This window comes from Massilia niastensis DSM 21313 (genome assembly GCF_000382345.1).
GTDB classification, from domain to species: Bacteria; Pseudomonadota; Gammaproteobacteria; order Burkholderiales; family Burkholderiaceae_D; genus Telluria; species Telluria niastensis.
Genome location: NZ_KB908082.1, coordinates 57978 through 78123, shown reverse-complemented (window position 1 = coordinate 78123; position 20146 = coordinate 57978). Strand labels below are relative to the sequence as shown.

Genomic DNA, 20146 nt, shown 5'->3' with positions numbered 1-20146 from the left:
GCCGCCTGCATGCCGTTTGCGCAAGCTCAGCGTTGCGGCGACGGGTAGGTGGCGACGCCGACGTTGCCGTCCCTGTCGACCGCCTGCACGCCGAAGAACACATTGTCCTTCGACAGGTCGACGGTGGCCTCGGTCACGTTGCCGACCCACTTGGCGCCCTGCCAGTTGGCGGCGGTGGTGTCGCGCCAGACGATGCGGTAGCCGGCGACATCGGGCTCCGGGTTCGGCTGCCAGACCAGGGTCGAGTCGTTGGTCAGCTTGTCGGTCCGCAGCCTGACCTCGCGCGGTGCGGCCGGTGCCAGCGCGAGCGAGGCCAGGGCCGCGCCGTTCACCCTGGCGACCCTGGCGATGTAGTCGAAGTCGACGAACTCGATCAGGTCGCCGTACACCTTGCCGTTCTCGGTGCGCAGGTCCTGGTGCTGGTGGGCGAAGTCCTCGTTCGGTTCGGTGAAGCGCAGCGCGGCATAGCCCTGCTCCAGGAAGGGCATGTGGTCGCCGCCGCGCAGGTAGCGGTCGTGGCGCTGGATCACCGAGACCTTGAAGCCCTTCACGTAGCGCTCGCCCTGCTCCTTGGTATGGCGCGCCAGCTGGCGCGAGATCGAGTCGTTCTCGCCGCCGGTGGCAACCAGCTGGCGCACGGCCTCGCTCATTTCCTTCGTCGCCGGGATACTCTGGGCGAACAGGCGCACCTGCTTGTTGTCGATCTTGCCGTCGTCGGCGCGCGAGCTGCCGATGATATCGTTGGTGAACATGCCGGCCACGTTCAGGTTCTTCTCGCGCGCCTGCACCGCCCAGTGGCGTGCGCCGATCAGGCCCTGCTCCTCGGCGGCGACCGCCATGAACACCAGGCTGGCGTCGAACTTGTACTTCGCCATCACGCAGGCCAGCTCCATGACGGCGGCGGTGCCGGAGGCGTCGTCGTTGGCGCCGGGCGCCTCCGAGGTGGCGTCCATCACGTCCGTGGCGCGCGAGTCGTAGTGGCCGCTGACCACGTAGTAGCGGTCCTTCGCGGCATCCTGGGCGCCCGGCAGGGTGGCGACCACGTTGACGATCTCGGTCGGACGCGAGATGCGCGGCGAGACCGGGGCCACGTGGCTGTCGAAGGCGACCTGCAGGGGGGTGCCGGCGCCGCAGCGTTCCAGCTCGGCCTTGATCCAGCGGCGCGCGGCGCCGATGCCGCGGGTCTCGGATCCGGTGTCCGACATCGTGTGGCGGGTGCCGAAGCCGACCAGCTTGCGGACGTAGGCTTCGATGCGCTTGGGCGAGATCTCGGCGACGATCTTCCTGATCTGGGCCTGCTCGCGGCTGATGTCGGGGGCGGCTGCCGGAGCGGCGGCGGTCGAGGCGCTGGCTGCGGCCAGCAGGGCTGCCAGCAGGCGGGAAGAAATGCGGGAACGAGGCATGAGTACCTTTCTTGGTGATGTGCAATCAAACTTGCGCATCTTCTCATGCATGGGAACGGATGTCAGTCATTACGTGGGATGGGCGGACATCCGCCCATCCCATGAACACTCAGCTAGCGGCTTTTGCCTTCGGATCCGGCTTTGCCGCCTTCGCCGGCTTGGCTTGCGCCGCTCCTTCCTTGCCCTTGCCGTTGACCACCAGCCCTGCCTCCGACAGCTTGACGGCCTTCTTGTCGCCCAGCCCCTTCACGCGCTGCTGCAGGTCGGGCCAATCCTTGAACTCGCCCTTGGCGCGCTCCGCCAGGATCGCCTTCGACATGCCCGGTCCCACGCCCTTCACCCCGTCGAGGGCCGCGGCGTCGGCCTTGTTGACGTCGACCTGGGCGAACGCGAAGCCGGCCGTGAAGGCCAGCGTGGCAAAGCAAAGCATCAGCTTCTTGATCATGTATTCCCTCCGTAGGTTGGTACGCTGGACGGCGGCGCCGTCCATCCACGCCCTAACGGCTCCCTCCCGCCGGCGTTGACGGCGAGGGTTTGACCAGGATCAGCCGGGGAACAGCTCCTCGCGGGTGACGGTCGCGGTGCCGAGCTTGCCGACCACGATGCCGCCGGCGCGGTTGGCGGTGGCCAGGGCCTCGGCCAGGGTCGCCCCCGTGCCCAGCATCGCGGCCAGGGTCGCGATCACGGTATCGCCCGCGCCCGAGACATCGAACACCTCGCGCGCATCGGCGTGCACGTGCAGCACCTCGTTGGCGCTGAACAGGCTCATGCCCTCTTCCGAACGCGTCAGCAGCAGCGCATCCAGCCCGAGTTCCTCGCGCAGGCGCTGCGCCTTCTCGGCCAGCTGTTCCTCGGTCTTCCAGCCGCCCACCACGCGCTGCAGCTCGGAGCGGTTCGGGGTCAGGATGGTGGCGCCGGTGTAGGGCGTGAAGTCGTCGCCCTTCGGATCGACCAGCACGATCTTGCCGGCCTCGCGCGCGGAGCGGATCATCTCGGCCACGTTGACCAGCGAGCCCTTGTTGTAGTCGGACAGGATCAGTACGTCGTAGTCGGGCAGCAAGGCCTTGAACTGGGTCAGCTTGTCGCGCAGGACGTTCTCGGTCGGGGCGTCCTCGAAATCGATGCGCACCATCTGCTGCTGGCGGCCGATGACGCGCAGCTTGATGATGGTCGAGATCGCCTCGTCGCGCTTCAGGTAGCTGTGGATGCTTGAATCGCGCAGCAGCTGCTCGACCTGGTCGCCCGCCTCGTCGTCGCCGACCACGCCCAGCAGGCCGGTATGCGCGCCCAGCGCGGCCGCGTTGCGCGCCACGTTGGCGGCGCCGCCGAGGCGTTCCTCGCGGCGCTCGATGCGCACCACCGGCACCGGCGCCTCGGGCGAGATGCGCGAGACGTCGCCGAACCAGTAGCGGTCGAGCATGACGTCGCCCACCACCAGCAGGCGCACGGTGGACAGTTGCGGGGCCGCCTGGTGGCGGTAGCTGTCTGCCGCCAGCAGGCGGCTCGGGATTGGAGTATTCATGGCGAGGACGTGGTTGCGTGCGCGGGCTTGCGTGCACCGGGCCGGTGGCCCGGCGGCGCATCAGTTCATGACGTTCAGTTCTTCGGTACGGCGCGGCGGATAGGTCTCCCAGCGGCTGCAGCCCGGGCACTGCCAGTAGAACTGGCGCGCCTTGAAGCCGCAATAGCTGCACTGGTAGCGCGCCAGCTTCTGGGTGTAGCGCTGCACCAGGTTCTTCACCATCGACAGCTCTTCCCAGACATGGGCCGGCGCATCCATCAGGCGCGCTTCCAGCAGCTTGTCCAGGCCCAGCAGGGTCGGATTGCGGCGCAGCTCCTCGATCACCAGCTGCTTGGCCGCGTCCACGCCGTCCAGCTCGATGACGGCCTTGAACACGACTTCGATCAGGTCGATCGACGACGCTTCGGCCAGGTAGGAACGCAGCAGGTTGACGCCTTCCTGCGGACGGCCGACCTTGCGGTAGCCATCCATCAGGCGGCCCGCCACCAGGGCCACGTGCGGCACGCTCTGCTGCTCGACGCGGCGCCAGGCCTTCAGCGCGCCTTCGGTGTCGCCCTGCGCCAGCAGCGCGTCGCCGTACAGGATGGTGGCGCGCACGCCGTTGCGGTCGGCCTGCAGCGCCTTTTCGAGCAGCGCCATGGCGTCGCTCGGGGCCAGGTGGACCAGCGCGTCCTGGGCCAGCTCGCAATAGAACTGGGCGATTTCCTTCTGGCGCGCGCCGGCGCCCGATTCCTGCAGGCCTTCGGCGGCGTCGATCGCGCGGCGCCATTCCTTCTCGCGCTGGTAGATCTCGAGCAGCGCGCGCCGCGCCTGCACCGCGAACGGGGTGTCGACCAGCAGGTTGAAGGTTTCCTCGGCGCGGTCCAGCAATCCGGCCTTCAGGTAGTCGATGCCCAGCTCGTACTGCGCGTGCGCCTTCTGCTCGGCCGGCAGGTCGGGCCTGGCCAGCAGGTTCTGGTGGACGCGGATCGCGCGCTCGGTCTCGCCGCGGCGGCGGAACAGGTTACCCAGCGCGAAGTGCATGTCGGCCGATTCCGGGTCCAGCTTGACGATCTCGATGAAGGAATCGATGGCCTTGTCGGGCTGGTCGTTGAGCAGGTGGTTCAGGCCCTTGAAGTAACCGCGCGGCAGGGTGCGCGATTCGGAGACGAGTTCATTGATGTCGACCCGCGCGGCGAGCCAGCCGAGGCCGAAAAAGAAGGGGATGCCAAGCAGCATCCAGAGTTCAAATTCCATGGATTCTTATTGTCGTGGTGGCGCCGTTCAGCGCGCCGGGTTGACGCTGTCGGGCGGCGGCGGTGCGTTACCGGTGCCGGCCGCGCTTTGCAGTGCCTGGATGGTGTTCTTGTGCTGCGAGGTCTGGCGGCGCTGGCGGAACAGGGCCGGCGTCAGCGCCAGGATGCCGAGCGCCGCGCCGGCCACGAAGAAGGCCAGCAGCATCAGCACGAGCGGACCGCGCAGTTCATAGTCGAGGAAGAAATGCAGGTCGACTTCCTGCGTGTTCTTCAGCGCGAAGCCGAAGAACAGGATGAACAGGATGACGCCGGCGATGGTCGAGACGAATTTCATCAGCAGGTTCCGCTGGTGGGTGGCATAAGGGCGAAGTGTCGCATATTCGCCATGATATTTCAAAATGGCTGGGGTTGCTCTGCGGGAGGTGCGCTATTTCACGCACAGTAAGCACGAAAAAAAACGGCATCCTCACGGACGCCGTTTCTTGCCTGCTCCTGGCAGACGACCCTGACAACTCAGTCGTTAATGATCGGTTGCCCGACCATCGCGTCCACCCGCTCGCGCAACTGCTTGCCCGGCTTGAAGTGGGGCACCCGTTTTTCGGGCACCATCACCTTGTCGCCGGACTTCGGATTGCGTCCGATGCGCGGGGGCCGGCTGTTCAGCGCGAAGCTGCCGAAACCACGGATCTCGATGCGCTGCCCGGTCGCCAGGGCGTTGGTCATCGCATCGAGGATGGTCTTGACTGCAAACTCCGCATCCTTCGCCACCAGCTGCGAATAACGCTCAGCCAGTCGGTTGATCAGCTCGGACTTGGTCATCTGGTCGCCTCAGGAAAAGGATTAGCCCTTGTTGTCGAACTTGGCCTTCAGCAGTGCGCCCAGGCTGGTGGTGCCCGATGCTGCGCTGTTGTCGGATTGCAGTTTCTGCATGGCTTCGTGGGTATCAGCGCTGTCTTTCGCCTTGATCGACAGCTGGATGCTGCGAGCCTTGCGATCGATGTTGATGACCAGTGCCTCGACCTTGTCGCCCACTTTCAGGTGGGTGCCAGCGTCTTCCACGCGGTCACGCGAGATTTCCGAAGCGCGCAGGTAGCCTTCGACTTCTTCGGTCAGGCCGATCACGGCGCCTTTCGGCTCAACCGATTTCACGGTGCCGGTGACCAGCGAACCCTTGTCGTTCAGCGACGCGAAGGTGTTGAACGGGTCGCCTTCCAGCTGCTTCACGCCCAGCGAGACACGCTCGCGCTCGACGTCGATCGCCAGCACGACGGCTTCCAGCTCGTCGCCCTTCTTGAAGCGACGCACGGCTTCTTCGCCGGCTTCGGTCCAGGACAGGTCCGACAGGTGCACCAGGCCGTCGATGTTGCCCGGCAGGCCGATGAACACGCCGAAGTCGGTGATCGACTTGATCGAACCCTTGACCTTGTCGCCCTTCTTGTGGGTCATGCCGAAGTCGTCCCAAGGATTGGCCTTGCACTGCTTCATGCCCAGCGAGATACGGCGACGCTCTTCGTCGATCTCGAGAACCATGACTTCGACTTCGTCGCCCAGCTGGACAACCTTGTTCGGAGCCACGTTCTTGTTGGTCCAGTCCATTTCCGAGACGTGCACCAGGCCTTCGATGCCCTGCTCGACTTCCACGAACGCGCCGTAGTCGGTCAGGTTGGTGACCTTGCCGAACAGGCGGGTGCCTTGCGGGTAGCGACGCGACAGACCGGTCCACGGATCGTCGCCCAGCTGCTTGACGCCCAGCGAGACGCGGTTCTTTTCCTGATCGTACTTGAGGACCTTGGCGGTGATCTCCTGGCCAACCGACAGGACTTCCGACGGGTGACGCACGCGACGCCATGCCAGGTCGGTGATGTGCAGCAGGCCGTCGATGCCGCCCAGGTCGACGAACGCACCGTAGTCGGTGATGTTCTTGACGACGCCGGTGACGACGGTGCCTTCCTTCAGCGTTTCCATCAGCTTCGCACGCTCTTCGCCCATCGATGCTTCGATGACGGCGCGACGCGACAGCACGACGTTGTTACGCTTGCGGTCCAGCTTGATAACCTTGAATTCGAGGGTCTTGCCTTCGAACGGGGTGGTGTCCTTGACCGGACGGGTGTCGACCAGCGAACCCGGCAGGAATGCGCGGATGCCGTTGGTCAGGACGGTCAGGCCGCCTTTGACTTTACCGTTCACGGTACCGGTGACGATTTCACCGGATTCCATTGCTTTTTCCAGAGCCAGCCACGATGCCAGGCGCTTCGCCTTGTCGCGCGACAGGATGGTGTCGCCGAAGCCGTTCTCCAGCGATTCGATCGCCACGGAAACGAAGTCGCCTACTTTGACTTCCAGTTCGCCCTGGTCGTTCTTGAATTCGTCGATAGGGATGAAAGCTTCCGATTTCAGGCCGGCGTTGACGATCACGAAGTTGTGATCCAGGCGCACGACTTCAGCCGAAATGACTTCGCCCGAGCGCATATCTTGACGCGACAGCGATTCCTCGAAGAGGGCTGCGAAGCTTTCCATGCCGGTTACTTCGGTAGTTGCAGTAGACATAAAAGAGTTTATTTCATGTTAGCCAGCAGGCCGTCGATATTGCGGACTGAACTGGGTTAGGTTGAAACACGCCTGCGACAGCGGAATGCCGCTGCAGGCACCAAAGGATGACGGTTCCGACACCGCTACCCTCGATACAGGGAAGCAATCTCGAGACCGTCACCCCCGCGAAGGCGGGGATCCCGGTTTGCTTGCGATCACGCGGCGATGACTCGAGCCAACAATGACGCACCGAACCTGGATGTCCGCCTGCGCGGGAATGACGTTGCGAGGTCAACGAACGAAAGCCGGTCAAGCTGCTGACAGGCTACCCGACGCAGACCACACGCCATTCAAAGTCTTGTTTTATGTATGCGCATACCACTGGAGCACCTGTTCGATCGCCTCGGCGGCGTTCATGTCGGAGGTATCCAGGATGTGCGCATCCTCTGCCGGGACCAGCGGGGCGACGGCGCGGTTGGTATCGCGTGCGTCGCGGGACTGCAAATCCGCCAGCAGATCGTCCATATTAGCAGAAAATCCTTTGTCAATCAATTGCTTATACCGGCGCTGCGCGCGCGCCTCAACACTTGCCGTAAGAAACACTTTTAACTTGGCCCCAGGGAAGATGACCGTGCCCATGTCGCGGCCGTCGGCGACCAGTCCCGGCGCCTCGCGGAAGCCCAGCTGGAGCGAGAACAGGGCCTGGCGCACGGTCGGCAGCGCGGCGATCTTCGATGCCATATTGCCCACCTCCTCCGCCCGGATCGCATGCGTGACGTTCTCGGTGGCGAGGAAGATATCGCCGCCGACAAAGCGCGCCGGCAGGTGCTCGGCCAGCTTGGCGATGCCGTGTTCGTCGCGCAGCTCGGTCCCGCGGCGCATCGCCTGCAGCGCCGTCAGGCGGTACAGCGCGCCCGAGTCGAGCAGGTGAAAGCTCAGCCGTTCGGCCACCTTGGCTGCCACCGTGCCCTTGCCGGAAGCGGTAGGGCCGTCGATGGTGATCACTGGAACGTTGGAGTGGGGCATAGGTCGTCGATTGGACGCGGGCGGCGACGTGGTCAGGCCGTCCGCTTGGTTAAAAAAGTTCGTTGCGGGCGATGCCGGCGAAGGCCTCGAAGTAGTCCGGGAAGGTCTTCGCCACGCATTTCGGGTCGTTGATGCGCATCGCGTTGCCGCGCCGCGCCTCGCCGTCGAGCGAGGCCAGCGAGAAGCACATGGCCATCCGGTGGTCGTCGTAGGTGTCGATGGTGGCCGGCTTGAGCTGCTCGGGCGGCGTGATGCGCAGGTAATCCGGGCCCTCTTCCACCTCGGCGCCGACCTTGCGCAGCTCGGTCGCCATGGCGGCCAGGCGGTCGGTTTCCTTGACGCGCCAGCTGGCGATGTTGCGCAGGGTGCTGGGGCCGTCGGCGTACAGCGCGGCCACCGCGATCGTCATCGCCGCGTCGGGGATATGGTTGAAATCGGCGTCGATGGCCTTCAGCACGCCGTTCGAGCGCGCCTCGATCCAGTTCTCGCCGCGCGTGATGATGGCGCCCATGCGCTCGAGCGCGTCGGCGAAGCGCACGTCGCCCTGGATGCTGTTCTCCCCCACTCCTTCGACCCGCACCGGGCCGCCGGCGATCGCGCCCGCCGCCAGGAAGTAGGAGGCCGACGAGGCGTCGCCCTCGACGTGGATGGTGCCCGGGCTGCGGTAGTGCTGGCCCGGATGCACGGTGAACGACTGCCAGCCGTTCTGCTCGACCGTCACGCCGAAGCGGCGCATCAGGTTCAGGGTGATCTCGATGTAGGGCTTGGAAATCAGCTCGCCCACCACGTCGATCGCCACCGCGTGGTCCTTGGCCATCAGCGGCGCGGCCATCAGGAGCGCGGTCAGGAACTGGCTCGACACGTTGCCGCGCACGGCGATGCGGCTGGCATGGATGTGGCCGCGGCGGATGCGCAGCGGCGGGAAGCCCTGCTCGCCCGTGTACTCGATCTGGGCGCCGACCGCGTTCAGCGCGTCGACCAGGTCGCCGATCGGGCGCTCGTGCATGCGCGCCACGCCATGCAGGGTGTAGTCGCCGCCGATCACGGCCAGCGCGGCCGTCAGCGGACGGATCGCGGTGCCGGCATTGCCCATGAACAGGTCGGCCTGGTGCACCGGCAGCACGCCGCCGTTGCCGTGGACGATCACGGTGCGCTCATCCACTTCGTCCCACTTGATGCCCAGCGAGCGCAGCGCGCCCAGCATCACCATGGTGTCGTCGGAGGCCAGCAGGTCGTGGATCGTGGTCGGGCCCTCCGCCAGCGCGGCCAGCAGCAGGGTGCGGTTCGAGATGCTCTTGGAGCCCGGCAGGCGCACCGTCCCCTCGGTGCGGAGCACCGGCTCGAGATCGATGTGCTGCGGATAATGTTTTTGCTGCGTCATTTGCAATCCTGGTTAAGCGGCGGTGGCGGGGATCCGGCTTCGATCGCCTCGATCCACTCGCGCCGCGCGCGCTGGGCATTGGCGTAGACGGCTTCCAGTCCGGCGCCGTCGGCAGCGGCCAGCCTGGCGCGCAAGGTAGTCAATTGTGCCAGATATGCATCCAGCTCGGTAAGCAGCGCCGCCCGGTTGGCCAGGCTGATGTCGCGCCACATCTCGGGCGAGGAGCCGGCGATCCGGGTGAAGTCGCGGAAACCGCTGGCGGCGTACTGGAACAGCAGGTCGGCGTGCGGCTTGGCGGCGATGTCGTCCACCAGCGCGTAGGCCAGCAGGTGCGGCAGGTGGCTGACGGCCGCGAACACGCGGTCGTGGTCTTCCGGGCTCAGGGTATGGATCAGCGCCCCGCAGGCGCGCCAGGCGTCCGCCACCCGCGCCACGTCAGCCGCGGCGTTTTCCGGCAGCGGCGCCAGCACCACCTTCTTGTTGCGGTACAGGCCGGGCATGGCGGCATCCGGACCGTTCGATTCGCTGCCGGCGATCGGGTGGCCCGGCACGAACTGGGCCACCTTCCCTCCGAGCGCGGCGCGGGCCGCAGCCACCACGTCGCACTTGGTGCTGCCGGCATCCGTCACGACGGTGCCCTGCTCCAGCCAGGGCAGCAGGCCTTCCAGGATGCGGCCGGTCTGGGCCACCGGCGCGGCCAGCAGCACCAGGTCGGCGCCCTGCAGGGCTTCCTGGCAGGACGCGGCGATCGCGTCGACGATGCCCAGCTCGAGCGCCCGCGCCATGGTGCGCGGATCGCGGCCGATGCCGACCACCTGGCGCACGGCTCCGGCGTGCTTCAGGCCCAGGGCGAACGAGCCGCCGATCAGGCCGACGCCGATGATGACGACCTTGTTCAGCATCAGCCCAGCGCCCGCTTGAGCGCCGCGATGAAGGCCGCGTTCTCTTCCGGCAGGCCGATCGAGATGCGCAGCCACTGCGGCAGGCCGTAGTTGCCGACCGGGCGCACGATCACGCCCTGCTTCAGCAGCGCCAGGTTGACGCGCGCGCCCGCCTGGTCGTCGTCGCCGACCCTGACCAGCACGAAGTTGCCGAACGAAGGCACGTACTGCAGGCCCAGTTCGTCGAAGGCGGCGGTCAGCTGCCGGTAGCCTTCGGCGTTGTTGCGGGCGCCCTTTTCCAGGAATTCCTTGTCGTTCAGCGCGGCGATCGCGGCCGCCTGGGCCAGCGAATTGACGTTGAAGGGCTGGCGGACGCGGTTCATCAGGTCGGTCACTTCCGGCTGCGCGATCGCGAAACCGACGCGCAGACCGGCCAGGCCGTAGGCCTTGGAGAAGGTGCGCGAGACGATCAGGTTGCGGTGCTTGCGCACCCACTGGCTCGATTCGAACTGGTGTTCCGGCGCCAGGTATTCGTTGTAGGCCTCGTCCAGCACCACGATCACGTGTTCCGGCACTTTCTGCAGGAAGGCCTCGATCTGCGCGGCCGGGATGAAGGTGCCGGTCGGGTTGTTCGGGTTGGCGATGAACACCAGGCGGGTGTCGGCGTCGATGGCGGCGGCCATCGCCTCCAGGTCGTGGCCGTGGTCGACCGCCGGCACCACGATCGCGCGTGCGCCCAGGCCCTGGGTGGCCAGCGCATAGACCGCGAACGAGTACTGCGAATACACCACCGCCTCGCCCTTCTGGACGAAGGCCTTGGCGGCGATCTCCAGGATGTCGTTGCTGCCGTTGCCCAGGGTGATCCATTCGGCCGGCACGTCGTAGCGCGCCGCCAGCGCGGCCTTCAGCTCGAAGCCGTTGGCGTCGGGGTAGCGGCCCAGGTCGGCGGCGGCCGCCGCCATCGCCTGGCGGCTCGATTCCGGCAGGCCGAACGGGTTCTCGTTGGACGCGAGCTTGACGATGGCCGCTTCGTCGAGCCCGAACTCGCGGGCGACTTCGGCGATGGGCTTGCCGGCCTGGTAGGGGGCGATGGCGCGAACGTATTCTGGTCCGAATTTCGACATGTGATTCTCTCTGTGGCTATATTTAAAGGCTTTGCGGGTAGGAACCCAGCACCTTGAAGAAAGCGGCGTTGTCTTTCAGCTCCTCGAGCGCGCGCGCGACCGCCGCGTCATGCACATGCCCCTCGATATCGACGTAGAAGTAGTATTCCCAGGTGCCGATGCGCGCCGGGCGCGACTCGAAGCGGGTCATCGACACGTCGTGCCTGGCCAGCGGCGCCAGCAGGTTGTAGACGGCGCCCGCCTTGTTCGGCACGGCCAGCACCAGCGCGGTGTGGTCGCGGCCCGAAGGCCCGGTCTGGTGGTGGCCGATGACGACGAAGCGGGTGCGGTTGTGCGGATCGTCCTGGATGTGCGCCTGCACCACGCCGAGCTGGTACTGCTCGCCCGCCATCTCGCTGGCGATCGCCGCGACCGTCGGGTCCTGGCTGGCCAGCACGGCCGCCTCGGCGTTCGAGGCCACGGCGCGCCGCTCGATCTTCGGGTGATGCTGGTTGAGCCAGGCCTGGCACTGGGCCAGCGCCTGCGAGTGGGCGCACACCACGGTGACGCCGTCCATCGAACCGGTTTTCGTCATCAGGCTGTGGTGGACCGCGATCGACACTTCGCCGCTGATGCTGGTCGTGGTGGCGAGCAGCAGGTCGAGGGTGCGGTTGATCGCGCCTTCGGACGAGTTCTCGACCGGGACCACGCCGAAGTCGGCGGTGCCGGCCTCGGTGGCGCGGAACACCTCGTCGATCGACACGCACGGCAGGGTCTCGATGGCGCTGCCGAACTGCTGGAACACGGCCTGCTCGCTGAAGGTGCCCGACGGCCCGAGATAGGCGACCGTGACGCGCTTTTCCAGCGCGCGGCAGGACGACATGATCTCGCGGAAGATGGTCTGGACGTCGCGGTCCTTGAGCGGGCCCGGGTTGCGCTCGGCCACGCCGCGCAGCACCTGGGCTTCGCGTTCGGGGCGGAACACCGGCGCATTGGTCTCGGCCTTCACGTGGCCGACCTGTTCCGCAACCTGGCCGCGGCGGCTCAGGAGTTCGAGGATTTGCGCATCGATCGCATCGATCTGTTCGCGCAGGGGTTTGAGTTTGTCTGTCATCGTTATGCTAATCAAGGTCGATTTGTTCGCGCGTGCGTTGGACGCGTGGGGGAAATCAGTCCAGCGAACTGATTTCCGAGCTGCCCACGCGTTCAGCCGGCGTTCGTGTCACACGGACGCGATCAACGTCCGGCGAACTCGTTCAAATAATCGACGAGTGCCTGCACACCCTCGATCGGCATCGCGTTGTAGATCGATGCCCGCATGCCGCCGACGGACTTGTGGCCCTTCAGTTGCAGCAGCCCGCGCGCCTTCGCGCCGGCCAGGAATTTCTCGTTCAGGGATTCGTCGCGCAGGTAGAACGGCACGTTCATGCGCGAACGGTACGCGGGCGCCACGCGATTGCTGTAGAAATCGTCGGCGTCCAGCGCCTGGTACAGCAGGCGCGCTTTTTCGATATTGCGCTGTTCCATCGCCGCGATCCCGCCCTGCTTCTTGAGCCAGGCGAACACCAGCCCCGCGATGTAGATCGCGTAGGTCGGCGGCGTATTGAACATCGAGTCGTGCTCGGCCACGGTCTTCCAGTGGAAGGCCGACGGGCAGGCCGGGAGCGCGTGGTCGAGCAGGTCGTCGCGCACGATCACCAGGGTCAGGCCGGCCGGGCCGATGTTCTTCTGCGCGCCGGCGAAGATCACGCCGTACTTCGACACGTCGATGTTGCGCGACAGGATGTGCGAGGACATGTCGGCCACCAGCGGCACGTCCGGGTCGATCGCGGGCGCGAAGTCGTACTCGACGCCGTCGATGGTCTCGTTGGTGCAGATGTGGAGGTAGGCCGCGTCCTTGCTGAGCTTCCAGGATTCCTGCGGCGGCACCGAAGTGAAGCCGTTCGCTTCGCTCGATGCGGCCACGTTGACGCGCGCATAGCGCGCGCCTTCCTTGATCGACTTGCCCGACCACGAGCCGGTATGGATGTAGTCGATGGTGGCCGGCTGGGGGCGGCGGCCGGCCAGGTTCAGCGGGATCACCGCGTTCTGGCCCAGGCCCCCGCCCTGCTGGAACAGGATCTTGTAGTTGGACGGGATCGCCAGCAGTTCGCGCAGGTCGGCGACCGCCTGCTTGTGGATGGAGATGAATTCCGGACCGCGGTGGCTCATCTCCATGACCGACATGCCGCTGCCGTGCCAGTCGAGCATCTCGTCGGCGGCCTGCTGCAGCACTTCCCTGGGCAGTACGGCCGGACCGGCGGAGAAATTGAAGATCTTGGTCATGCGGTCCTTTCGAGGGCGGTTAAGGTTGTTGTGCGTCTTTCATGACGTCCTGCATCAGCTTGCCGAGCCGCGGCGTGACGAGCTTCTGGCTCAGCGCCATGCTTTCGGCCGACAGCTTCGGCATCGTCGCCATCATCTTGCGGCCCAGTGGCGTGCCGTAGAAGGCCGTCAGCTCCCGGATCTCGGCGGTGGTGAAATGCTTCGCGTACAGCGGCACCATCTCGGCGAGCATCTCGTCGACCAGGGCCGGATCGCGGAACACCCGGCTCACCGCCTGGGCGACGCCGGGGAGCATCTTCTCGGCCCTGGCCAGCGCTTCCTGCTTCTTCGCGGGGCTCAGGGTCGGATCGGCCTCGATCACGCCGACCACCTGCGCGCGCATCACCGCCGGCATCGTCTTTTCCATCTCGACGAAGGACGAGGCCATCATCTGGCGCACCTGCATGGCGTCCAGCATGGCCTTGACGGCTTCGGTGGCCTGAGGATCGGCAGGCGCGGCGGCGGCCAGCGAAGGCAGGCCGGCGAAGGCGGCGGCGGCGGTCAGGGCGGCGAAGAGCTTTTTCATCGATATTTCCAGGCGGGTGGAATGAGCCGGTGGGACATCAAGCGCCGCCGGCCTGGCTGGGCCGGCGGCGTGGCGGCGGAATTACTCCGGCGCCGGCTCCAGCTCGACTTCCTCGAGGTCGGTCTCGACGATGCGCTGCAGGCCGGACAGCTTGGTGCCATCCTCGACCGCGATCAGGGTCACGCCCTGGGTCGCACGGCCCATCTCGCGGATCTCGGCCACGCGGGTGCGGATCAGCACGCCGCCGGTCGTGATCAGCATGATCTCGTCGGTCTCGTCGACCAGGGTCGCGGCCACCACCTTGCCATTGCGCTCGGTGGTCTGGATCGCGATCATGCCCTTGGTGCCGCGGCCATGGCGGGTGTATTCAAGGATCGGGGTGCGCTTGCCGTAGCCGTTCTCGGTCGCGGTCAGCACCGTCTGCTGCTCGTTCTCGGCCACCAGCAGGGCGATGACCTGCTGGCCCTCTTCCAGGTTCATGCCGCGCACGCCGCGCGCCGTGCGGCCCATCGGGCGCACGTCGTTCTCGTCGAAGCGCACCGCCTTGCCGCCGTCGGAGAACAGCATCACGTCGTGCTTGCCGTCGGTCAGGGCGGCGCCCACCAGCACGTCGCCCTCGTCCAGGTCGACCGCGATGATGCCGGCCTTGCGCGGGTTGCTGAAGTCGCGCAGCGGGGTCTTCTTGACCGTGCCCAGCGAGGTCGCCATGAAGACGTAGTGGTCTTCGGGGAAGGTGCGGTTCTCGCCCGACAGCGGCAGCACCACGGTGATCTTCTCGTTGTCCTGCAGCGGGAACATGTTGACGATCGGCTTGCCGCGCGAGTTGCGCGAGCCCTGCGGCACTTCCCACACCTTCAGCCAGTACATCCGGCCGCGGTTCGAGAAGCACAGGATGTAGTCGTGGGTGTTGGCGATGAACAGCTGGTCGATCCAGTCGTCTTCCTTGGTCGCCATCGCCTGCTTGCCGCGGCCGCCGCGCTTCTGGGCGCGGTATTCGGACACCGGCTGGGCCTTCATGTAGCCCGAGTGCGACAGGGTCACCACCATGTCCTGCGGGGTGATCAGGTCTTCGGTCTCGAGGTCGCTGGCGTTGTGCTCGATGGTCGAACGGCGGGTGTCCTTGCCGTTCACGACGTACTCGAGCCGGATCGCATCCATTTCATCGACGATGATGGTGGTCACGCGCTCCGGGCGCGCCAGGATGTCGAGCAGGTCGGCGATGTGGGCCATCACTTCCTTGTACTCGTTGACGATCTTGTCCTGCTCCAGGCCGGTCAGGCGCTGCAGGCGCATCTGCAGGATTTCCTGGGCCTGCTCGTCGGACAGCTTGTACAGGCCGGTCGACTGCATGCCGTAGTGCTTCGGCAGGTGCTCCGGACGGAAGGCTTCGATGCCGCCCGCCGCGCCGGTCTCGGTGCGGCTGAGCATCTCGCGCACCAGGGACGAATCCCAGGAACGCGCCATCAGCTCGGTCTTCGCGACCGGCGGAGTCGGCGCGGCCTTGATGATCGCGATGAAATCGTCGATGTTGGCCAGCGCCACCGCCAGGCCTTCCAGCATGTGGCCGCGGTCGCGCGCCTTGCGCAGTTCGAACACGGTGCGGCGGGTGACGACCTCGCGGCGGTGCGAGAGGAAGCACTCCAGCATCTGCTTCAGGTTCAGCAGCTTCGGCTGGCCGTTGACCAGCGCCACCATGTTCATGCCGAAGGTGTCTTGCAGCTGGGTCTGCTTGTACAGGTTGTTCAGCACCACTTCCGGCACTTCACCGCGCTTGAGCTCGATGACCACGCGCATGCCCGACTTGTCGGACTCGTCGCGGATGTCGGAAATGCCTTCCAGCTTCTTGTCGCGCACGTTCTCGGCGATCCGCTCGAGCAGCGATTTCTTGTTGACCTGGTAGGGCAGCTCGTCGACGATGATCGCGGTGCGGCCGCCATCCTTGCCGTATTCCTCGAAGTGGGTCTTGGCGCGCATCACCACGCGGCCGCGGCCGGTGCGGTAGCCGTCGCGCACGCCCGAGACGCCGTAGATGATGCCGGCGGTCGGGAAGTCCGGCGCCGGGATCAGCTCGATCAGTTCGTCGATCGTGCATTCCGGGTTGCGCAGCACGTGCAGCGCGCCGTGCAGGATCTCGGACAGGTTGTGCGGCGGGATGTTGGTGGCCATGCCGACCGCGATGCCCGACGAACCATTGATCAGCAGGTTGGGAATGCGGGTCGGCAGGACGGTCGGTTCTTTTTCCTTGCCGTCGTAGTTCGGCTGGAAGTCGACCGTATCCTTGTCGATGTCGGCCAGGATCTCGCTCGCGATCTTGTCCAGGCGGCACTCGGTGTAACGCATCGCCGCGGCGCTGTCGCCGTCGATCGAACCGAAGTTGCCCTGTCCGTCCACCAGGGTGTAGCGCAGCGAGAAATCCTGGGCCATGCGGACCAGGGTGTCGTAGATCGACGCGTCGCCGTGCGGGTGGTACTTACCCATGGTGTCGCCGACCACGCGCGCACACTTCACGTACGGACGGTTGTGTACGTAATTGCTCTCGTGCATGGAGTACAGCACGCGACGATGCACCGGTTTCAGGCCGTCACGCACATCCGGCAGGGCTCGGCCCACGATCACGCTCATGGCGTAATCGAGGTAGCTCTTGCGCATCTCTTCTTCGAGGGAAATGGGGACTGTTTCTTTTGCGAATTGATCCATTGGGCGGGTCGACTGCTCTTCAGGCTATGGTTATGAATTCCAACGGACGATTCTACCACGCGCGTCATAGCAGCAGCGCAATTCCGCAGACGGGCCCGGCTGGTGCGCTCCCGGGATCGGATGATGCCAAAATTCCAGCATTGTCGATGTCGGGCAATGCGCCTTGTTCGAATGTTGCGATAAAACAACGCTGAGGAAATAATGCTTGCTGTTTTTTGGGCGTGCTTCGTGCGATTTTGGTGCATATGGCAAAATGGCCAGGAAGTTAATTGCTCGTTTCACAATGCGAAACGGACTGCGCGGCCTCCATGTTAGTATCCTGTCTACATAGAGCCTGTCCGTCTCGACACGGAATCAACCGAAAGGAAAACAATATGAATAAACTGGCCACCCTCATGCTCGTCGCATTCGCCGCGATCGCGGGCAATGCGGCTGCACAAAGCGCGCCGCCCTATGCCCCACTGACCACCGACATCCAGACCGCCAAGCCCTACGGCGCCTATGTGCAGGACAGCCGCGGCGTGACTACTCGCAATCCTTTCGGCCTGTGCTGGCGTACCGGTTACTGGACCCCGGCCGACGCGGCGCCGGGCTGCGATGCGCCGCTCTGCGTGCCGCCCGAGAAGCTCGAGAACGGCAAGTGCGTCGCACCGCCGCCGCCTCCGCCGCCGCCGGCTCCGGAAGCCGTCGCCCCGGTCGTGGTCGCGCCGGTCCCGACCTCGGAAAAGGTGAGCTACTCGGCTGACGCCTTCTTCGACTTCGACAAGGCCGTGCTGAAGCCTGCGGGCAAGGCATCGCTGGACGAGCTGGCCTCGAAGCTGGGCGACATGAACCTGGAAGTGATCATCGCCGTCGGCCACACCGACTCGGTCGGCACCGACGCCTACAACCAGAAGCTGTCGGTCCGCCGCGCCGAAGCCGTCAAGTCCTACCTGAAGGGCAAGGGCCTGGAAGAAAACCGCATCTACACCGAAGGCAAGGGCGAGAAGCAGCCTGAAGCGGACAACAAGTCCGCCGCCGGCCGCGCCAAGAACCGTCGCGTGGAAATCGAAGTCGTCGGTACCCGTACCGTCAACAAATAAGCGGCAGTCCCTGCCCGCGACCCCGCTTCGGCGGGGTTTTTTTTCGTTCGTGCGCCGTTCGCGCCGAATAAGCGGCAGCCTATCCTTGCGGCCGCCCGCTTCCCCCGCGAAGGCGGGAACAGCCGGGTTCTCTTGAACAAGGCAACGACATTTTTCCTACCGTACACCCTTTACGTCCGATCATTTCCGTTATTATTCCGAGCTATGACGACCAATGCAGACCCCTTAGAAATCCAGAAATTCAGCGAACTGGCCCACCGCTGGTGGGATCCGACCTCGGAATTCCGTCCGCTGCATGAAATCAACCCACTGCGCCTGGAGTGGATCAACGCGCGCGCCCCGCTGCTGGGCAAGAACGTGATCGACATCGGCTGCGGCGGCGGCGTGCTGTCCGAATCCATGGCGCGCAAGGGCGCGCGGGTGACCGGCATCGACCTGTCGAAGAAGGCGCTGAAGGTCGCCGACCTGCACAGCCTGGAATCGGGCGTCGAGGTGCGCTACAAGCTGATCGCGGCCGAAGAGATGGCGGTGCAGGAAGCCGGCCAGTTCGACGTGGTGACCTGCATGGAGATGCTGGAGCACGTTCCCGACCCGGCCTCGATCGTCCAGGCGGCGGCCGACCTGGTCAAGCCGGGCGGCCACGTGTTCTTCTCGACCCTGAACCGCAATCCGAAGTCCTACCTGTTCGCCGTGATCGGCGCCGAGTACATCCTGCGCATGCTCCCGCGCGGCACCCACGACTACGGCAAGTTCATCACCCCGGCCGAACTGTCGCACTACGTGCGCCAGGCCGGCCTGCAGGTCGACGGGATGAAGGGCCTGACCTACAATCCGCTCACCAAGATCTACTCGCTCAACAACGACACCGATGTGAACTACATGGTGGCGTGCAGCAAACCGCTTTGAATGCCATGACCTTCCCTACCATGATGCCGGCACCGCGTGCCATCCTGTTCGACCTCGACGGCACGCTGGCCGACACCGCGCCCGACCTGGCCGCCGCCGTCAACTGGCTGCGCACCCAGCGCGGCCTGGAGCCGACGCCCTATGAAGTGCTGCGACCGACCGCGTCCGCCGGCGCGCGCGGCATGATCGGCGCCGCCTTCGGCCTGGCGCCGGGCGACGAAGGCTACGAGGAACTGCGCCTGCAGTGGTTCGACCGCTACCAGTCGGCGATGTCCGACCTCACCACCCTGTTCGAGGGCGTGGCCGAACTGTTGCTGGAGATCGAACAGGCCGGCATGGCCTGGGGCATCGTCACCAACAAGCCGGCGCGCTTCACCGATCCGCTGCTGCCGCAGATCGGCCTGGCGCACGCGGGCTGCATCGTGTCCGGCGACACCACGGGCTTTTCCAAGCCCCACCCCGCCCCGCTGCTGGAAGGCGCGCGCCGCCTCGGGCTCGCGCCCGAGCACTGCTGGTACGTGGGCGACGACCTGCGCGACATCGAAGCCGGCCGCGCGGCCGGCATGGTGACGGTCGCCTGCGCCTGGGGCTATTGCGGCGCCATCGAGCCCTCGACCTGGGGCGCGGACTACCTGCTCGACACCCCGAGCCACCTGCTGGAAACGCTGCGCGCGATCGGCGAGGCGGCCCGCCAGGCCGCGGCCTGAGCCCGGCGCTTACACATCCTTACGATTGATACAGGCCATCGTCTATCCCTGAGTCGGGCCTGCCATTAATCTACTCCCATACGACAACACAACGTCTCACGGGAGCAGAAAAAATGGAAACGACGCAGACCCTCAACCGCATCCACCCGCTGATGGCAGCCGCCGCCGCCTCGGTGATCATCGTCAGCCTGACCGGCGCCGCCGCGATCACCGGTCTGCTGCCCTCGTCGAAGAGCGCGCCTGAGCCGCAAGCCGCCGCGCTGGCGGCCGCCTCGCCCTACGGCGTGCAGGCCGGCGTGACCGCGCCGAACGGCGCCCAGCTCGCCCTGGCGCCGGGCCAGGTGGCGATGCCGCTGGCCGCCGCGCCGGGCGCGCCGCAGATGGCGCCGGCGATGGTCGCCGCCCAGCCGGTCCTGGCCGCGTATGCGCAGCCGCAGGCCCAGCAGCTGGTGCAGGCGCAGCCGCAGCCGCAGCCGCAACCGACGGTGATCATCAAGGAAAAGCCGGTCGTGAAGGTGATCGAGAAGACCCGTGTGGTGCACGCCGCGCCGAAGCCGGCCAGCCATGACGAGCCGCGCTACCAGCCGGCGCCTGCTCCGGCGCCCGCACCGGCCCAGCCGAACTATGTCGGCATCGGCACCGGCGCCGTGATCGGCGGCCTGATCGGCAACCAGATCGGCGGCGGCAGCGGCAAGAAGCTGGCCACGGTCGCCGGCGTGATCGGCGGCGGCATCATCGGCAACGAAATCGCCAACCGCAACCGTTAAGACGAGCCCCCTCCTCG

19 protein-coding genes are annotated in these 20146 nt (G+C 65.9%); 4 read left to right on the top strand and 15 right to left on the bottom strand.

Features of this window, described 5'->3' with window-relative positions; all coding sequences use genetic code 11:
* Positions 1 to 26 precede the first annotated feature (26 nt).
* The 15 genes from H162_RS0105855 to gyrA form a co-directional block, all read right to left on the bottom strand.
* Positions 27 to 1403 carry a M28 family peptidase gene (locus H162_RS0105855; RefSeq protein ID WP_020652521.1) on the bottom strand — a complete coding sequence of 459 codons (1377 nt, stop codon included), beginning with the start codon at positions 1401 to 1403 and terminating at the stop codon, positions 27 to 29.
* 109 nt (positions 1404 to 1512) lie between these two features.
* On the bottom strand, positions 1513 to 1848 hold the full coding sequence (locus tag H162_RS30220; RefSeq protein WP_020652520.1) for a ComEA family DNA-binding protein: 336 nt from the start codon (positions 1846 to 1848) through the stop codon (positions 1513 to 1515).
* 99 nt (positions 1849 to 1947) lie between these two features.
* Positions 1948 to 2925: a D-glycero-beta-D-manno-heptose-7-phosphate kinase gene (gene rfaE1, locus H162_RS30215; RefSeq protein ID WP_020652519.1), complete on the bottom strand. Its 978-nt coding sequence runs from the start codon at positions 2923 to 2925 to the stop codon at positions 1948 to 1950.
* Positions 2926 to 2985: 60 nt separating this feature from the next.
* Positions 2986 to 4161 (bottom strand): lipopolysaccharide assembly protein LapB, encoded by a 1176-nt coding sequence (gene lapB / locus H162_RS0105840; RefSeq protein ID WP_026354280.1) that lies wholly within the window; start codon positions 4159 to 4161, stop codon positions 2986 to 2988.
* A 27-nt stretch (positions 4162 to 4188) separates the two neighbouring features.
* Entirely contained in the window at positions 4189 to 4494 is a 306-nt protein-coding gene (locus H162_RS0105835; protein WP_020652517.1) for a LapA family protein, read from the bottom strand.
* A gap of 179 nt (positions 4495 to 4673) precedes the next feature.
* Complete coding sequence (locus tag H162_RS0105830; protein ID WP_020652516.1) at positions 4674 to 4979, bottom strand: integration host factor subunit beta; 306 nt, start codon at positions 4977 to 4979, stop codon at positions 4674 to 4676.
* A 21-nt stretch (positions 4980 to 5000) separates the two neighbouring features.
* Positions 5001 to 6677 carry a 30S ribosomal protein S1 gene (rpsA, locus tag H162_RS0105825; RefSeq protein WP_020652515.1) on the bottom strand — a complete coding sequence of 559 codons (1677 nt, stop codon included), beginning with the start codon at positions 6675 to 6677 and terminating at the stop codon, positions 5001 to 5003.
* A 375-nt stretch (positions 6678 to 7052) separates the two neighbouring features.
* Positions 7053 to 7715, bottom strand: coding sequence for a (d)CMP kinase (gene cmk / locus H162_RS0105820; RefSeq protein ID WP_026354279.1), 663 nt, complete (start codon positions 7713 to 7715; stop codon positions 7053 to 7055).
* A 49-nt stretch (positions 7716 to 7764) separates the two neighbouring features.
* On the bottom strand, positions 7765 to 9096 hold the full coding sequence (gene aroA / locus H162_RS0105815) for a 3-phosphoshikimate 1-carboxyvinyltransferase (protein WP_020652513.1): 1332 nt from the start codon (positions 9094 to 9096) through the stop codon (positions 7765 to 7767).
* Complete coding sequence (locus H162_RS30210; protein WP_020652512.1) at positions 9093 to 9998, bottom strand: prephenate dehydrogenase; 906 nt, start codon at positions 9996 to 9998, stop codon at positions 9093 to 9095. Before H162_RS30210 ends, aroA begins: the two co-directional genes overlap by 4 nt.
* Positions 9998 to 11101, bottom strand: a complete 1104-nt coding sequence (hisC, locus tag H162_RS0105805) for a histidinol-phosphate transaminase (protein ID WP_020652511.1) — start codon at positions 11099 to 11101, stop codon at positions 9998 to 10000. Before hisC ends, H162_RS30210 begins: the two co-directional genes overlap by 1 nt.
* Before the next feature lie 22 nt (positions 11102 to 11123).
* Positions 11124 to 12194, bottom strand: a complete 1071-nt coding sequence (gene pheA / locus H162_RS0105800; protein WP_020652510.1) for a prephenate dehydratase — start codon at positions 12192 to 12194, stop codon at positions 11124 to 11126.
* Positions 12195 to 12316: 122 nt separating this feature from the next.
* A complete protein-coding gene (gene serC, locus H162_RS0105795) occupies positions 12317 to 13405 on the bottom strand; it encodes a 3-phosphoserine/phosphohydroxythreonine transaminase (protein WP_020652509.1) in 1089 nt (362 codons plus the stop codon).
* Between the two features lie 19 nt (positions 13406 to 13424).
* On the bottom strand, positions 13425 to 13970 hold the full coding sequence (locus H162_RS0105790) for a DUF2059 domain-containing protein (RefSeq protein WP_020652508.1): 546 nt from the start codon (positions 13968 to 13970) through the stop codon (positions 13425 to 13427).
* Positions 13971 to 14051: 81 nt separating this feature from the next.
* On the bottom strand, positions 14052 to 16667 hold the full coding sequence (gene gyrA / locus H162_RS0105785) for a DNA gyrase subunit A (RefSeq protein WP_026354278.1): 2616 nt from the start codon (positions 16665 to 16667) through the stop codon (positions 14052 to 14054).
* A 374-nt stretch (positions 16668 to 17041) separates the two neighbouring features.
* Between gyrA and ompA the strand changes: the two genes are divergently transcribed.
* From ompA to H162_RS35635, 4 genes are all read left to right on the top strand, one after another.
* Positions 17042 to 17749 carry an outer membrane protein OmpA gene (gene ompA / locus H162_RS0105780; protein WP_020652506.1) on the top strand — a complete coding sequence of 236 codons (708 nt, stop codon included), beginning with the start codon at positions 17042 to 17044 and terminating at the stop codon, positions 17747 to 17749.
* A 204-nt stretch (positions 17750 to 17953) separates the two neighbouring features.
* A complete protein-coding gene (gene ubiG / locus H162_RS0105775; RefSeq protein WP_020652505.1) occupies positions 17954 to 18655 on the top strand; it encodes a bifunctional 2-polyprenyl-6-hydroxyphenol methylase/3-demethylubiquinol 3-O-methyltransferase UbiG in 702 nt (233 codons plus the stop codon).
* Between the two features lie 5 nt (positions 18656 to 18660).
* Complete coding sequence (locus H162_RS0105770; protein ID WP_020652504.1) at positions 18661 to 19362, top strand: HAD family hydrolase; 702 nt, start codon at positions 18661 to 18663, stop codon at positions 19360 to 19362.
* 113 nt (positions 19363 to 19475) lie between these two features.
* Positions 19476 to 20129 (top strand): glycine zipper 2TM domain-containing protein, encoded by a 654-nt coding sequence (locus H162_RS35635; RefSeq protein WP_020652503.1) that lies wholly within the window; start codon positions 19476 to 19478, stop codon positions 20127 to 20129.
* Positions 20130 to 20146: the final 17 nt, after the last annotated feature.